This is a genomic window from Peribacillus cavernae, assembly GCF_003989135.1.
Lineage (GTDB): Bacteria > Bacillota > Bacilli > Bacillales > DSM-1321 > Peribacillus > Peribacillus cavernae.
Genome location: NZ_RYZZ01000031.1, coordinates 1 through 14753, shown reverse-complemented (window position 1 = coordinate 14753; position 14753 = coordinate 1). Strand labels below are relative to the sequence as shown.

Sequence of the window (14753 nt, the reverse complement as noted above, 5' to 3'; positions counted from 1 at the left end):
TCGCTCGTTCTACTAAAACAGGCTGAGCTTTTTTCGAAAAAGAGGAGCCAGTACAACCCCGGCAGCCAGTCCACTTAGGTGGCCGATATGGTTCGTTTCAGGCTGCATGAAGGTCATGAAAACAGAAACAGCTGTTAGTGCATAAATGGTCATTGCATGTTGTCTTGACATCATTTGTTTATGAAACGCGGCCAGATATACATAAAAGCCCAGTACTCCGAGTATAGCATTGCTTGCACCGACATGACTGAACGCAGGGGGGGTTAATAGATAAGTGGCAATATTGGCAATTATGCCTGCAATCAAAAAGAAAAAGCAGAATCTGATGCGGCCAAGCATCTTTTCTAATGCAGGGGCCAGGATTATGATTGAAAAGCAATTAAACAAGAGATGGCTGAATGATCGATGCAGAAATATCGAAGTCACCAGCCTCCACCACTCCCCAGCGGCAATAAACCGGTTATAACCAGACCATCTCTCTAACAATAGATATTCCGGAAAAAAGGGGAGAAAGGTAAGAAGGAACAATAGGATATTCAGCGCCAGCAAAATACAGACAACAGGGTAAAGCCTAATGAATTGTTGGAAGCTTTCGGTTCTCGTGAACAAAATAATCATCCTTTTTACCTTTATACTTGAGTCAGCTTTTCTGAATATATGCAAGGAATTAATAAGATAGAAGGAAGGTAGCGATGATTAAGGGGATAGGGATAGATATTATCGAAATTGCAAGGGTGCGTGCTATTCTGGCACGCCAGCCGAGGTTTCTGGAAAGAATTTTAACCGAACACGAAAGAAAGGTGTATACAGGCTTAAAAAGTTCACGAAGGGTCGAGTTTTTCGCCGGACGCTTTGCTGCTAAAGAAGCATTTTCAAAAGCTTTCGGAACCGGGATAGGAGAGAGCCTTTCTTTTTTGAATATTGAAATTGCAACAGATCCAAACGGCAGGCCGTATATTGAAAAGCCGTTTTCAGATGGCGTCCATCTCTCTATCACCCACAGCAGGGAATATGCGGCAGCGCAAGTGGTCATCGAAGAATTTTAGGGATGCTTATAAATAGAAAAAGGCAGGAAGCAGCGATGCTTTCTGCCTTTTTCTAATGTGATAAGAAAGTATAACTTTCCAATATGAGTTAGTGTCTAGCGCAAGCAGCCTAGCCCTATCACACAGGACGTGGCGCTCTTAGTCGACGTTCCTCGTTACAAGGCGCTTGCGCTTTTCTAATGACATATTCAAACGGGTTGTCTCATATACTCATATTGCTATAGGGAGACAAGGCCCGGTAAGAGATACATTGCAGGAAAGGCTCACAAGAAAAGTCGAAATGCCTTCAATGTCTTGATCCTGCCTTTTCCTCTCCCTTTTACGTTTATTAACCAAAAGGGGTTGAAAAGATGAAGAAATTGTTAGTGCTTTTTGCTGGGATCATGCTGATACTTGTCCTTTCCGCCTGCGGCCAGAAGTCGCAGGATGATGTAGTCAGTGACCTGAATGAGAAGGTTGGAGAAATGAAAGGGTATAAAGCGAATGCCAAGATGACCTTGAAAATGGGGGCTGATCCCCAGGTTTATAGTGTGGAAGTCTGGCATAAAAATCCATCCTTTTACAGAGTGAACCTGAAAAATTCGCAAAAGGACCAAAGCCAAATGATCCTTCGGAATAATGAGGGGGTATATGTGTTGACACCAGCCCTGAACAAAAGCTTCAAATTCCAGAGCGAGTGGCCCAAAAACAGCAGCCAGGCGTATTTATATGAATCGCTGGTAAAGGATATTAGCGAAGATAAAAGTGCAACTTTTAAGTCAACAGACAAACATTACGTTTTTGAAACAAAAACACGTTATCAAAATAATAAGATGCTCCCCTTTCAAGAAATAACTCTCAATAAGAAAGACTTATCACCTGTCGGTGTGAAAGTGATGGATCCTGACCATAATCCATTGGTCACGGTTGAGTTTTCAAAGGTTACATTCAATACATCCTTTGATAAAGATGCATTTGACATGAAGAAAAATATGACCGGAGCCCAGTTGGAAGTGCCCGTCATGGGAGAAGAAAAAGATGAAGGCTTTTCGGTCAAATATCCGGGTGCCGAAATCGACGGTATAAGCTTGACTGAGGAAAAGGAACTGGATATGGAAGATGGCAAACGCGTTGTCCTGACATACGAAGGCAAGAAGAGCTTTACATTAGTTCAGGAAAAAGCGGATGTTGTTGAAACCTCACTCGTTTCAAAAACGATTAACGGTGAACCAGTTGATCTCGGATACACGGTTGGCGCAATCACGGATAACTCAGTGACCTGGACCCACGAGGGAGTGGATTATATGCTTGCTTCCCAGGATTTAACTAACAATGAGATGGTGAAGATTGCCCGATCCGTAGAAGGAACTGCCGTTAAATGATGGTGGGGAAGCGGATTTTGACGGAAGCGGGTTTTAGTTTGGACAGTAAATCACTTGATTCCTACAGTAAGCGGTGTTAAGAGTGATAATGTCTGATAGTGCCCCATGTGTGTGCCGGTACCCCTATTTCCATATGCCTTCCTTTAAATGCAGAAAAAAATTGTTTATAATTATCGTGAAACTTAGGTTATCTCGATTAAAGCTGCATGGTATGGATGACAAGAAGGAAGGGTTACAGATTGGAAATAGGGAATTACCACAGAGATACGTGGGCAGAAATCAATTTAGACAACATTTATACAAATGTTGCAAATATGAAAAAACATCTTCCTCCGGCTATGAAAATGTATGCGGTCGTTAAAGCGAATGGATATGGCCATGGAGATTATGAATCAGCCAGCATCGCTCTTGAAGCTGGAGCGGATTTTTTGGCGGTAGCATTTCTTGATGAGGCATTAGCCTTAAGGAAAAAAGGGATCCAGACGCCGATACTCGTACTTGGAGCTTCAAGACCCGAAAACGCGGCTTTGGCAGCGAAACTTGATATCACTTTGACGGTCTATCAGACAGAGTGGGTAATCAGCGCAACCCGGGAACTTTCCCATAACGCACCACTTAAGGTTCATGTGAAATGCGATAGCGGCATGGGCAGGCTTGGCATACGTACGAAAGAAGAACTGTTGGATCTCGAAGCCAAGCTCTTGAATGATGATAACTTTATCTTCGAGGGAATCTACACCCATTTTGCAACGGCTGATGAGCTTGATACAGCCTATTACAAGAAACAACTGGCTGCTTTTAAAGAGATGCTATCTTGGCTGAGAGCCAGGCCAGATCTTGTCCACTCAGCAAACAGTGCCGCTTCTCTAAGGTTTGAAGACAATGATTTCAATGCAGTAAGAATGGGGATATCTATGTATGGGCTAAGCCCTTCACTTGAGATAAAAGACGTTCTGCCATTTCGTCTTGAGCAGGCTATGTCGCTCAAGACGCGAACTGTCCATGTGAAAGAACTGCCAAAGGGAGAAAGCGTTAGCTATGGTGCGACTTACAAAGCTAAACAAAATGAATGGATTGCAACCCTTCCAATCGGTTATGCCGACGGGTGGATCCGGAAGCTTCAGGGACAGGAAGTGCTGGTACATGGGGAAAGAGTGCCAATTGTCGGCAGAATTTGCATGGATCAATGTATGATTCGTATCAAAGATCAACTGTCCCCTGGGACAGAGGTGACATTGATCGGGGAAAATGAAGGGTCTTTCATAGCGGTTGATGAAATAGCAAAAAAACTTGATACGATTAATTATGAAGTGGTCTGTCTCATTTCTGCCAGGGTCCCGCGGATTTATTTGCGAAATGGACAGATTATAAAAGTGGTAAATCCCCTGCTGCAGTAAATAATTGGACCATCAGTAGAAAAAGTGAATAAGAACCATACTTTTTTGCTGATAATAATATAGAGTTTTTAGAATATACTCTTTGCATACGGATATTTTAATGGTAATATGAAAAAGGATATACAATTAATTAGGTGTGTAGTGATGGTGGAGGTGTATGTTTGTGTCTGAATCCAGCGCAACGAGAGAGATATTAATTCGATTACCTCAAAATTTCTTATCCGAATTAGATGGGTATGTTAGAGAAGAAAATGTAAATCGCAGTGAATTCATTTATCGTGCGACCAAGATGTACCTTCGCGAACGTAAAAAAAGAGAATTTCGCGAGTCTATGAAATGTGGTTATATTGAAATGGCAGCCATTAATTTAACAATTGCTTCAGAAGCTTTTTTGGCAGAATATGAGGCAAACACTCGCGTTGAACGATTGGTTAGCGGAGGTTGAACCTTTGATTGTTGTTAAGCGTGGTGACGTATACTTCGCAGACTTGTCTCCGGTGGTAGGTTCAGAGCAAGGAGGGACCCGCCCGGTGTTAATCATTCAAAATGATATCGGCAATCGCTTTAGTCCCACTGTGATCGTGGCGGCCATTACAGCGCAAATCCAAAAAGCCAAACTGCCTACACACGTTGAAATCAATGCAAAAAAGTACGGATTTGAACGTGATTCAGTCATCCTTTTAGAACAAATACGTACCATAGACAAACAGCGGTTAACTGATAAAATCACTCATCTTGACGAAGCAATGATGCAAAAAGTGCAGGATGCCCTGCAAATCAGCCTCGGGCTTGTAGAGTTTTGAAGAACTGAACAAAGAGCGTCCCAGGTTGAAGGTCATTTTTAATTATTATATTTATTTCCCTGAAGAAAAAAGATCAGGCATGCGAGAGCGGTTTCGGAGTTTATCGGAACCGTTTTTTAGTGCTATTTATTGTCCTCATATTTGGTTTCCCTTTCCGTCAAAATGAAAGCCTTTCAAAACATTTTTCAATAACGCAAATGATTTTGCAGGGGAAACTATTTCATTTGACGAATGAAACTAGAAAACATATAGTAAAAACGTAACTATTTTATGTAGTCTCTTCCACTTCTTTTTGGATTTTAAGACGAACGAAGCGGCTTAATAAAATATTAGCATAACTTAACGATATATATAAACGGAAATACGCATTAACAAATGAACGGAAGTATTTTCATGCACGTATTGTGCTAAAAATGGGAGGAAATTATGAATCAATTGATTTACGATTTTATAAAGCAAAACCAAGATAATATCCTGAATGAGTGGACGGAAAAAATGAAAGAAAAAGCGGATGAAAGACTCGTCAGAGTTGTTTCGGATCAAATGTTCACACGGACAAGCCGTGAATTTATCGATATGATTATTTCTAACATTGAAAGCGATAATGAAGTATTTACAGGCAAACTCACCGATTTTGCAGAAAAGGTTGTTCGTCTTGGATGGCCTCTTACATTTGTCAATGAAGGGCTACGCGAGTTTAATCTGATCGTTTTTCAAGGCATGCAGGCAAACGGTATTGTGACTTCAGAAAATCAAATGGACATTATCTATGATTTTGATAAATGGTCAACGCCGCTGAGCAATGAAATAGTTAATATATATGCCCGCACATGGGAAAAAACGGTTTCTCTTCAAAAAATTGCCTTGCAAGAACTGTCCGCTCCTTTGATTCCTGTCCTTGAAGGAATTACAGTGATGCCGCTTGTGGGGACAATTGATACACAAAGGGCAAAACAAATTATGGAGAATTTGCTCCAGGGCGTTGTGAAACACCGTTCAGAGGTGGTATTAATTGATATTACAGGCGTTCCTGTTGTGGATACAATGGTCGCCCATCATATTATCCAGGCTGCAGAAGCCGTGCGATTGGTAGGAACCAAATGCATGCTCTGCGGAATTCGCCCGGAAATTGCCCAGACCATTGTCAATTTAGGGATTAACTTGAACGAAATCGTCACGAAAAACTCACTGAAAAAAGGAATCGAAGCTGCACTGGAGATAACTTCCCGTAAGATAGTTGAGATGGAGGGGTAACTATGCGAATTCCAATTTTAAAGCTTTATGATTGTCTGTTGGTATCCATCCAAGGGGAACTTGATGATGCAACAGCTCTTCAATTTCAGGAAGACTTACTGCAAAAAATTCATGAAACAAGTGCCAATGGCGTGGTAATTGATATTACCTCCATTGATTTCATAGATTCTTTCATTGCAAAAGTACTGGGAGACGTTCTCAGCATGTCCACACTAATGGGTGCAAAAGTTGTAATTACTGGAATCCAGCCAGCGGTTGCGATTACTCTAATCGAACTCGGTATCAGCCTGAATGATGTCATGACGGCATTAGACCTTGAGAAAGGCCTGGAGAAATTACAACAGGAATTGGGGGATTAAGTATATGGAGTTCCAGTCCTGCGTGAAAATTATTAATGAATGGGACATCGTAGCTGCCCGTCAGCTTGGGCGGAACGTTGCCAAGGAGCTGGGATTTGGCACTGTAGACCAGGCGAGGATTACAACAGCTATTAGTGAACTGGCAAGAAATATATATTTATATGCCGGACAGGGCAATGTGTATATAGATAAGGTTTATGACGCCGGAAAGTCAGGTTTGAAAATAGTAGCCACCGATGAAGGTCCTGGTATTCAGGATATAAGAAAAGTTATGGAAGATGGTTATACCACTTCCGGAGGTCTGGGAGCCGGCCTTCCTGGGGTAAAGCGGTTGATGGATGACTTCGATATAGATTCCACACCTGGGAAAGGTACAGAGATATTAGCCACTAAATGGATCCGCTAGGGGGAGAAAGAATGGAGATTAGAGAGAACATGGAGGAACGGTACCGTGAAGCTCTCTCAACGTATTTGAAAGATCAGACGGAGCAAGCATTGTACAGTGGACAAAAGATCAGTCGAAAAACGATAGAAGATAAAATATCGCCAGAAGAAATCATCAGCCTCCATAAAAGCATCTTAATGGAAATTTGTCCGGATACAACTGACAAGGTATTCCATTCTCTCGATTTTCTCCTTGAAGTAATGATGGGGTATGGAATTGCCTACAGGGAGCTTCAGAGTTTGCGGCATCAACAGCAAGAGTTAAAGTCTGAAATAGAAATAGCTGCAAATGTCCAGCATACCCTCTTAGATACAGACATTCCGGATGTGGATGGCCTGGAAATCGGAGCTATCAGTGTACCGGCTAAACAAATGAACGGCGATTATTACCACTTCGTGCAGGATGAAAATGAGTGTATGGGAATCGGCATCGCTGATGTTATTGGAAAGGGCATCCCAGCTGCACTATGCATGTCTATGATTAAATATGCAATGGACAGCCTGCCGGAACATCGCCATGCGCCGAGCAGTGTTCTCGAAAACTTGAACCGGGTAGTTGAACACAATGTGGATCCAAGCATGTTTATCACTATGTTCTACGGCCTTTACAATCCTCATAACCACGTCTTTTCATATGCTTCGGCCGGCCATGAACCGGGGTTTTATTATGAGGCTGCTACCGGAGAATTCAAGGATATGGACGCTAAAGGACTATTGCTGGGAGTCGAAAAGAAAACGAAATATAAACAATACGAAAAAAGTGTGGAGCCCGGGGATATGATTATCCTTCTGTCTGATGGGGTTACAGAATGCCGGACGGACGAAGGATTCATTGAGAGGGAAACATTGATCGAATATATCCAAAAAAATATCCACTTAAAAGCACAGGAAATTGTAAATAATATTTATAAACAGCTGGAGAAACTTCAGCATTTTCAATTGCGTGATGACTTTACATTGATCCTGATAAAAAGAAATGTTTAAAGGTCAAACTTTTGGGTAAAAGGTAAGGAACTGAAAAGAGTAAGGGTGGGTCAATTTGATGAATATTACTATTGATGTACAAGACATAAATTCAAGAGTTGAAATCCAGGTAAAAGGGGAGATTGATGCCTATACGGCTCCAAAGCTCCGTGAGACATTATTTCCATTATCAGAACAGGAGAACATCTCCATGGTAGTGGATCTATCGGATGTATCCTATATGGATAGCACCGGCCTGGGGGTATTTGTAGGTTTGTTTAAGAGTGTGCGTTCCCATAATGGAGAGTTCAGGCTTGTAGGTTTGTCAGAACGTTTGCGCCGTTTATTTGATATAACCGGGCTTGCGGAGATTATTGACATTAATAGTGATGCAGAGGGTGGGTTAAAATGAATCAATCATACGATTACATCGAAGTGAAGATACCTGCAAAGACTGATTTTATTGGAGTCATCCGTTTAACACTGTCCGGTATCGCAAGCCGTCTAGGCTTTTCTTATGATGAAATAGAGGATTTGAAAATTGCGGCCAGCGAGGCTTGTACAAATGCAGTACAACATGCATACAGGGAAGATGATAAAGGCGAAGTGAAAATAGGCTTTGGGTTATATGAGGATCGGCTTGAAGTGATGGTGTCGGATAGTGGTAAAAGCTGTAATTTCGATGAGGTCCGCCAGGGGCTTGGACGATATGAAAACGGCCAAAACGTCGAATTCTTAAGAGAAGGAGGCCTGGGCCTTTATCTCATCGATACCCTTATGGATGATGTGAAGATTCATCAAAATGAGGGGGTTACAGTATTTATGACTAAGTTTTTAGAAGGAGAGCAGGTGGAGATGGATGCAAAAACACTCTCAACCTAATCAAGCAGCGAGAGAACAAGTTAATAAATGGATAAAAGCTTATCAGCTTCACCAGGATGATGAAGCTCAACACCAATTGGTCGTTCATTATCGAAGTTTGGTCGAAACGATTTCAAGAAAATACTCAAAGGGGAGATCCTACCAGGAGGATATTATTCAAGTAGGGATGATAGGCCTATTAGGAGCGATCCGCAGATATGATGAATCTTTCGGGAAAAGCTTTGAAGCGTTTGCGGTACCGACCATTATTGGTGAAATAAAAAGATTTTTAAGGGATAAAACCTGGAGTGTCCATGTTCCGAGAAGAATTAAGGAACTTGGCCCCAAGATAAAAGCGACTGTTGAGGAACTTACCACCACCCTCCATCGTTCACCAAGAATTGATGAAATTGCCCTTCATTTAGAAGTGGCAGAAGAGGAAGTTTTGGAAGCGATGGAAATGGGCAAAAGCTATCAGGCACTATCCGTCGATCATTCCATTGAAGCGGACTCTGACGGCGGAACGGTTACTTTGCTGGATATTTTCGGCAATGTTGACGAAGGCTTTGAAAAAGTGAATCAGCGTCTCGTTTTAGAAAAAGTCTTGCATGTGTTGAGTGATAGAGAAAAGAAAATTATCCAGTATACGTACATTGAAAACTTAAGCCAAAAAGAAGCAGGTGAGCATCTTGGGATTTCCCAAATGCATGTCTCACGTCTTCAGCGCAGGGCGATCAAAAAGCTGCAGGAAGCGATTAGTGCGGAAAACAGTACGGAGTTTGTCCAATGATTAAAGAAGTTTTGCGGGATGAAAAGATTGAGATCCTTGCATCTCAATCTTCAAAGAATGGAATGCCCTATTGCGGGGACGATTACTTTTTTCTAAACACAAATGACTATTTCCTATGCGTACTGGCGGATGGATTAGGAAGCGGGAAATTTGCTTATGAATCTTCTTCGGCTGTAACGCAGATTGTGAAGAATCATCAAGATAAAGATGTAAAAACAATAATGTCCCTTTGCAATGAAGTCCTTGTCCATAAAAGGGGAGCGGCGGTTTCCATATTAAAGCTTTACTATGATACGAAGGAGTTTATATACAGCTCGGTAGGGAATATCCGGTTTTTTTTATACAATCCAGAATCGGATAAGCTGATATATCCGTTGCCGGTAACCGGGTATTTATCCGGCAGAAGCCAAAAGTATCACACCCAGAGGTTTAAATACGAGCCATATGCAAAATTTTTCCTTCATTCAGATGGGCTGCAGCTACAAGGAGCCACTTCCATTTTAAAAACGTATGCTTCTCTGGAACAAAATGCTCGTAAGATTTTACAGAATAATACCAATCAATCTGACGATACGACCTTTATATTAGGAAGCTTACTTTCATAACGTATGAAAAGTAAGCTTTTTTGTTTTGAATTAACATTATCGGATGTCTGTTTGGCTACTGTGGAATGGCTTCCTCATGTCTAATTTGGTAGACTGTAATCATTGAAATAATAGCTTGGAGGAAATAAATTGATATCAGTTGAAGATAAGGCAAAGTCGCTTGTCAATATTGTGGCAGATGAATTGACATTAAAAAGAAACCAGGTCCAGAGTGTGATTCATTTACTCCAGGAGGGAAACACTGTCCCGTTTATCGCGCGTTATCGAAAGGAACTAACAGGTTCACTGGATGAAGTGCAAATCCGTTCAATTATGGAGAGGTGGAATTATTTAGAGAGTCTTGATAAACGCAAAGAAGAAGTAATCCGTCTAATTGAGGAACAGGATAAACTGACACCGGAATTGAAGCTCCAGATCGAAAGAGCAGAAAGGCTTCAGGAAATAGAAGATGTATACCGGCCTTATAAACAGAAAAGAAGAACAAAGGCCACAGTTGCCAAAGAGAAAGGTCTTGAGCCCCTTGCAGAATGGATGATGTCTTTTCCGAAGTATGAAAGCCATGAAGAAAAAGCCAGTGAATTTATATCAGAAGAGAAAGAAGTTCTTACAGCTGAAGATGCCATTTCCGGGGCAAAGGATATTGTTGCAGAACAAATTTCGGACGACGCGGCACTTAGAAAATGGATTCGCGCCGAAATCTCTAAAAAAGGCCAGATCATTTCGCACGTCAAGGATGAAGACAAAGACGATAAAAACATATTTGAAATGTATTATGAATATGAAGAGCCTGTCCAAAAGATCGTCCCACACCGTGTTTTGGCTTTAAATAGAGGCGAAAAGGAAGATGTACTGCGCATATCGATAGTCCCGAATACAGCGTTCATATTGAATCATCTAGAGAAAGAGATTATCAAAGATCCCTCCTCAGCAGTTGTTCAGAACGTAAAAGAGGTCATTGAAGATAGTTTTAAACGTTTGATCATGCCTTCGATCGAAAGGGAGCTAAGAAAAGAACTTACGGAAAAAGCAGAAGATCAGGCCATACATATTTTTTCCGAGAACCTGCGAAATTTACTGCTTCAGCCGCCTCTAAAAGGTAAAGTAGTACTTGCAGTGGATCCGGCCTACCGAACGGGCTGTAAGCTGGCAATCATTGATGAGACAGGGAAAGTGCTTCACATCAGTGTTATTTATCCTCATCCGCCTGTTGCTAAAAAGCAAGCCGCGCGTGAAAAGGTGATTACTTTATTAAAAGAACACGCAGTTGAAATAGTTGCGATAGGGAACGGAACCGCATCCCGTGAGACGGAACAATTTGTTGCAGAAACGTTGAAAGAACTGGGCGCTCCTGTATTTTATATCATCGTGAATGAAGCGGGAGCGAGTGTTTACTCAGCCTCTGACATCGCTCGTGAGGAGTTTCCTGATCTTCAGGTAGAAGAAAGAAGTGCTGTTTCGATTGGCAGACGCCTTCAGGACCCATTGGCTGAGCTTGTCAAAATTGATCCTAAATCTGTTGGCGTCGGCCAATATCAGCATGATGTATCGCAAAAGAAATTATCTGAATCACTTTCGTTCGTGGTCGAAACAGCTGTAAATCGGGTAGGAGTCAATGTAAATACAGCATCGGCATCTTTGCTTCAGTATGTAGCGGGTTTATCCAAGTCGGTTGCACAGAACATCATTAAGAAGCGTGAAGAGGAAGGGAAATTCATAAGCCGGAAAAATCTGAAAGGAATTCCGAGATTAGGTGCAAAGACTTATGAGCAATGCATTGGATTCCTGCGTATTATCGACGGTGAAGAACCATTGGATCAAACGTCGATACATCCGGAGAATTACTCTGCTGTGAACAAACTTTTAAAAAAGATGGGTTACACATCAGGTGACCTTGGCAGTGAGTCCCTTAATAAAGAACTGGAAAACCTACAAGTTGCAGAAGCTGCGCGAGAACTGAATGTCGGAGAGTTAACATTAAAGGATATCATGGATGCCTTGATGAAGCCTGGAAGGGATTTGCGTGATGAGCTTCCCAAGCCGCTATTAAAGCAAGATGTGTTGAAATTAGAAGACTTGAAAGCTGGTATGGAACTACAGGGAACTGTAAGAAACGTAGTCGATTTTGGCGCTTTTGTAGACATTGGCGTAAAACAGGATGGGCTTGTGCATATCTCCAAGCTCAGCAGCCGTTTTGTGAAGCATCCGCTTGATGTAGTTTCAGTTGGCGATGTAGTTACTGTCTGGGTAGAGGGAATCGATATTCAAAAGCAACGGGTCTCCTTAACCATGCTTCCTCCGGAAAAGCAAAGCTCATAATAGCAATGTTGAAAAAACACCTTCCTTGCGTGTTTATCGTAGGAGGGTGTTTTTATGCGTAAGGCTTTATAAATCGAGGCTCTCTCTTTTCATATAAAAAAACCAGCACTGATTAAGCATTTTAATCTGATAACGGTCCTTTTCTAAAAAGGCTTTCCTTATTTGATTTTGAAACCAGTTAGGCATTGCTAACCTCCTCGAAATACCGAAGTTTAATTATTTGTATGTTATAATGGGTTGTCATGTTCCAAAATGGGAGGCGATTATTATGGACAATGTGGAGCTTCAAGCTTTGGTGGAAAATATATCGTTAAAATATTTTTCGAAAAGCTTCCATCACAAAGCGTCATTCAATCCTCGCCTTCGGACTACCGGCGGCCGTTATCTTTTGCATTCCCATAACATTGAAATCAATAAGAAGTATTTTGACGAACAAGGGCTGGAGGATCTGGCCGGTATTATTAAACATGAGCTTTGCCATTACCATCTCCATCTCGAAAAACGCGGTTACCAGCACAGGGATGCGGATTTTCGCCAACTTTTAAAAGCGGTTGGCGCCCCTAGATTTTGTACTCCGCTTTCTAAAGAAACTCAACGAAAAAACAAAAAGCTTTGCCGGTATCAATGCAGTCGATGCAGCCGAATCTTCACAAGGAAGAGAAGGATCAATACGTTTCGGTATGTTTGCGGTACATGCAAAGGGAAACTACAACTAGTGGAAGAGGTTATTTTCAAATGAAGGTATTATAAAAGGCGAAAAAGAGCCTTGACTTTATATAAGAGCCTCATTATAATCATAAGAGTCGACAAAACAGTTGCAATGCGGTTTTGTGACAAGAATTATGATAGCCAAGAGTGAATCAATGAACCAAATCATACTATTCCGCAGTAGCTCAGTGGTAGAGCATTCGGCTGTTAACCGAACGGTCGTAGGTTCGAGTCCTACCTGCGGAGCCATTGGGGAAGTACTCAAGAGGCTGAAGAGGCGCCCCTGCTAAGGGTGTAGGTCGCGCAAGCGGCGCGAGGGTTCAAATCCCTCCTTCTCCGCCAGTTTCTAAACTATTACACAGGGCCCGTTGGTCAAGCGGTTAAGACACCGCCCTTTCACGGCGGTAACACGGGTTCGAATCCCGTACGGGTCACTTTTCTTTTGCTCAGGAACCTTGCTTTCATGTTGCCTGGAGAAAGATTTGGGGTTTCGCTTAAATAGGTCGAATGATCGCTTAATTATTATTTTTTTCGCTTAATTAATGGAGGTTTCGCTTAATTATTGAAAATTTCGCTTAAATCAGTATGCTTTTCGCTTGAATTATATTTATTTGCCATTTTATCATTGGTCCCGTGGTGTAGCGGTTAACATGCCTGCCTGTCACGCAGGAGATCGCGGGTTCGATTCCCGTCGGGACCGCCATAAAAAAGTTATAAAATGCTTGCATAAAAGTTATGATTAATGATATAATATATGTCTGTGTTACTTTAAATATTGGGCTATAGCCAAGCGGTAAGGCAACGGACTTTGACTCCGTCATGCGTTGGTTCAAATCCATCTAGCCCAGCCATTTGCGAGCCATTAGCTCAGTTGGTAGAGCATCTGACTTTTAATCAGAGGGTCGAAGGTTCGAGTCCTTCATGGCTCACCATTTTAGAAGTGAGAAATCGGAAGTCAGATTGAAAGCTTGATTTCTTTGAAGGAATTGCTTAAATCTCTGACCTTTGACATCTTATACTTGCGGGTGTGGCGGAATTGGCAGACGCACCAGACTTAGGATCTGGCGCCGCAAGGCGTGGGGGTTCAAGTCCCTTCACCCGCACCATTTATTTCCTGTTGATTTCAAGCGAATAATGGAATATAATTATGATTGTCGCTTTCGCGGTCGTGGCGGAATGGCAGACGCGCTAGGTTGAGGGCCTAGTGGGGGTTAACCCCGTGGAGGTTCAAGTCCTCTCGGCCGCACCAAAAAGAATTTATGCGCCCGTAGCTCAATTGGATAGAGCGTCTGACTACGGATCAGAAGGTTATGGGTTCGACTCCTTTCGGGCGCGCCAATTTTAGAAGTGAGAAATCGGAAGTCAAAAGTGAGATGAAAGCATTTGCTGCGAAGCAATACGAAAATCTCTGACCTCTAGCATCCGACCTCAAACATCTAACTCGGGAAGTAGCTCAGCTTGGTAGAGCACTTGGTTTGGGACCAAGGGGTCGCAGGTTCGAATCCTGTCTTCCCGACCATCCCTTTCATTACTTCTTATGAGATAATATAATGCGGGTGTAGTTTAATGGTAAAACCTCAGCCTTCCAAGCTGATGTCGTGAGTTCGATTCTCATCACCCGCTCCAACTATTGCTCTTTGAAAACTGAACAAAACAAAGCGCCAACGTTAATTTTAAAAGTGAGCAAACACTTCAAAAAATTGTAATGAGCAAGTCAGACATTTCTTCGGAGAGTTTGATCCTGGCTCAGGACGAACGCTGGCGGCGTGCCTAATACATGCAAGTCGAGCGAATTTTCGGGAGCTTGCTCCCTGTCTCTTATACACATCTGACGCTGCCGACGATC

Annotated in this window: 17 protein-coding genes, 11 tRNA genes and 1 rRNA gene; 27 read left to right on the top strand and 2 right to left on the bottom strand. The window is 42.2% G+C overall.

Annotated features, from left to right (window positions below):
* Positions 1-12: 12 nt before the first annotated feature.
* The gene (locus ELQ35_RS17725) at positions 13-609 is read right to left on the bottom strand and encodes a rhomboid family intramembrane serine protease (protein ID WP_126866545.1); all 597 of its coding nucleotides are present in this window, start codon (positions 607-609) and stop codon (positions 13-15) included.
* A gap of 83 nt (positions 610-692) precedes the next feature.
* Here ELQ35_RS17725 and acpS point away from each other — a divergent pair, with 83 nt between their 5' ends.
* The 14 genes from acpS to ELQ35_RS17655 all read left to right on the top strand — a co-directional run bounded on the left by acpS (position 693) and on the right by ELQ35_RS17655 (position 12199).
* Positions 693-1046 (top strand): holo-ACP synthase, encoded by a 354-nt coding sequence (gene acpS / locus ELQ35_RS17720; RefSeq protein ID WP_126866544.1) that lies wholly within the window; start codon positions 693-695, stop codon positions 1044-1046.
* Positions 1047-1396: 350 nt separating this feature from the next.
* Positions 1397-2407 (top strand): LolA family protein, encoded by a 1011-nt coding sequence (locus ELQ35_RS17715; RefSeq protein ID WP_126866543.1) that lies wholly within the window; start codon positions 1397-1399, stop codon positions 2405-2407.
* 245 nt (positions 2408-2652) lie between these two features.
* Positions 2653-3804 (top strand): alanine racemase, encoded by a 1152-nt coding sequence (gene alr / locus ELQ35_RS17710; protein ID WP_246026122.1) that lies wholly within the window; start codon positions 2653-2655, stop codon positions 3802-3804.
* 163 nt (positions 3805-3967) lie between these two features.
* Complete coding sequence (locus ELQ35_RS17705; protein WP_126866541.1) at positions 3968-4249, top strand: CopG family ribbon-helix-helix protein; 282 nt, start codon at positions 3968-3970, stop codon at positions 4247-4249.
* Between the two features lie 7 nt (positions 4250-4256).
* A complete protein-coding gene (locus tag ELQ35_RS17700) occupies positions 4257-4607 on the top strand; it encodes a type II toxin-antitoxin system PemK/MazF family toxin (protein WP_126866561.1) in 351 nt (116 codons plus the stop codon).
* Positions 4608-5033: 426 nt separating this feature from the next.
* Entirely contained in the window at positions 5034-5861 is an 828-nt protein-coding gene (locus ELQ35_RS17695; protein ID WP_126866540.1) for an RsbT co-antagonist protein RsbRA, read from the top strand.
* Between the two features lie 2 nt (positions 5862-5863).
* Entirely contained in the window at positions 5864-6220 is a 357-nt protein-coding gene (locus ELQ35_RS17690) for an STAS domain-containing protein (protein ID WP_126866539.1), read from the top strand.
* Positions 6221-6224: 4 nt separating this feature from the next.
* Positions 6225-6626 carry an anti-sigma regulatory factor gene (locus ELQ35_RS17685; protein ID WP_126866538.1) on the top strand — a complete coding sequence of 134 codons (402 nt, stop codon included), beginning with the start codon at positions 6225-6227 and terminating at the stop codon, positions 6624-6626.
* Positions 6627-6637: 11 nt separating this feature from the next.
* The gene (locus ELQ35_RS17680) at positions 6638-7648 is read left to right on the top strand and encodes a PP2C family protein-serine/threonine phosphatase (protein ID WP_126866537.1); all 1011 of its coding nucleotides are present in this window, start codon (positions 6638-6640) and stop codon (positions 7646-7648) included.
* A gap of 58 nt (positions 7649-7706) precedes the next feature.
* Positions 7707-8039, top strand: a complete 333-nt coding sequence (locus ELQ35_RS17675) for an anti-sigma factor antagonist (protein WP_126866536.1) — start codon at positions 7707-7709, stop codon at positions 8037-8039.
* Positions 8036-8509, top strand: a complete 474-nt coding sequence (rsbW, locus tag ELQ35_RS17670; RefSeq protein WP_126866535.1) for an anti-sigma B factor RsbW — start codon at positions 8036-8038, stop codon at positions 8507-8509. The genes ELQ35_RS17675 and rsbW overlap by 4 nt, the downstream gene beginning before the upstream one ends.
* Positions 8487-9278: an RNA polymerase sigma factor SigB gene (gene sigB, locus ELQ35_RS17665; protein ID WP_126866533.1), complete on the top strand. Its 792-nt coding sequence runs from the start codon at positions 8487-8489 to the stop codon at positions 9276-9278. Before rsbW ends, sigB begins: the two co-directional genes overlap by 23 nt.
* A complete protein-coding gene (locus tag ELQ35_RS17660; protein ID WP_126866531.1) occupies positions 9275-9883 on the top strand; it encodes a PP2C family serine/threonine-protein phosphatase in 609 nt (202 codons plus the stop codon). Before sigB ends, ELQ35_RS17660 begins: the two co-directional genes overlap by 4 nt.
* Positions 9884-10012: 129 nt before the next feature.
* Positions 10013-12199: a Tex family protein gene (locus ELQ35_RS17655; RefSeq protein ID WP_126866530.1), complete on the top strand. Its 2187-nt coding sequence runs from the start codon at positions 10013-10015 to the stop codon at positions 12197-12199.
* A 66-nt stretch (positions 12200-12265) separates the two neighbouring features.
* Here ELQ35_RS17655 and cmpA read toward each other — a convergent pair whose 3' ends face one another.
* On the bottom strand, positions 12266-12385 hold the full coding sequence (gene cmpA, locus ELQ35_RS17650) for a cortex morphogenetic protein CmpA (protein ID WP_126866528.1): 120 nt from the start codon (positions 12383-12385) through the stop codon (positions 12266-12268).
* Positions 12386-12467: 82 nt separating this feature from the next.
* On the opposite strand from cmpA, the gene ELQ35_RS17645 reads away from it, so the two are divergent.
* From ELQ35_RS17645 to ELQ35_RS22875, 13 genes are all read left to right on the top strand, one after another.
* Entirely contained in the window at positions 12468-12938 is a 471-nt protein-coding gene (locus tag ELQ35_RS17645; protein ID WP_126866526.1) for a SprT family protein, read from the top strand.
* 143 nt (positions 12939-13081) lie between these two features.
* A tRNA-Asn gene (locus ELQ35_RS17640) sits at positions 13082-13156 on the top strand.
* 2 nt (positions 13157-13158) lie between these two features.
* Positions 13159-13249: transfer RNA gene (locus ELQ35_RS17635), tRNA-Ser, on the top strand.
* A gap of 20 nt (positions 13250-13269) precedes the next feature.
* Positions 13270-13341, top strand: a tRNA-Glu gene (locus ELQ35_RS17630).
* Positions 13342-13534: 193 nt separating this feature from the next.
* A tRNA-Asp gene (locus ELQ35_RS17625) sits at positions 13535-13610 on the top strand.
* A 73-nt stretch (positions 13611-13683) separates the two neighbouring features.
* Positions 13684-13758 (top strand) — tRNA-Gln (locus tag ELQ35_RS17620).
* A gap of 5 nt (positions 13759-13763) precedes the next feature.
* Positions 13764-13839, top strand: a tRNA-Lys gene (locus ELQ35_RS17615).
* Positions 13840-13928: 89 nt separating this feature from the next.
* Positions 13929-14013 (top strand) — tRNA-Leu (locus ELQ35_RS17610).
* 56 nt (positions 14014-14069) lie between these two features.
* Positions 14070-14156 (top strand) — tRNA-Leu (locus ELQ35_RS17605).
* A 12-nt stretch (positions 14157-14168) separates the two neighbouring features.
* Positions 14169-14245, top strand: a tRNA-Arg gene (locus ELQ35_RS17600).
* Between the two features lie 104 nt (positions 14246-14349).
* Positions 14350-14426: transfer RNA gene (locus ELQ35_RS17595), tRNA-Pro, on the top strand.
* 33 nt (positions 14427-14459) lie between these two features.
* A tRNA-Gly gene (locus ELQ35_RS17590) sits at positions 14460-14533 on the top strand.
* A 97-nt stretch (positions 14534-14630) separates the two neighbouring features.
* Positions 14631-14753: ribosomal RNA gene (locus ELQ35_RS22875) — 16S ribosomal RNA — on the top strand; the annotation flags it as partial.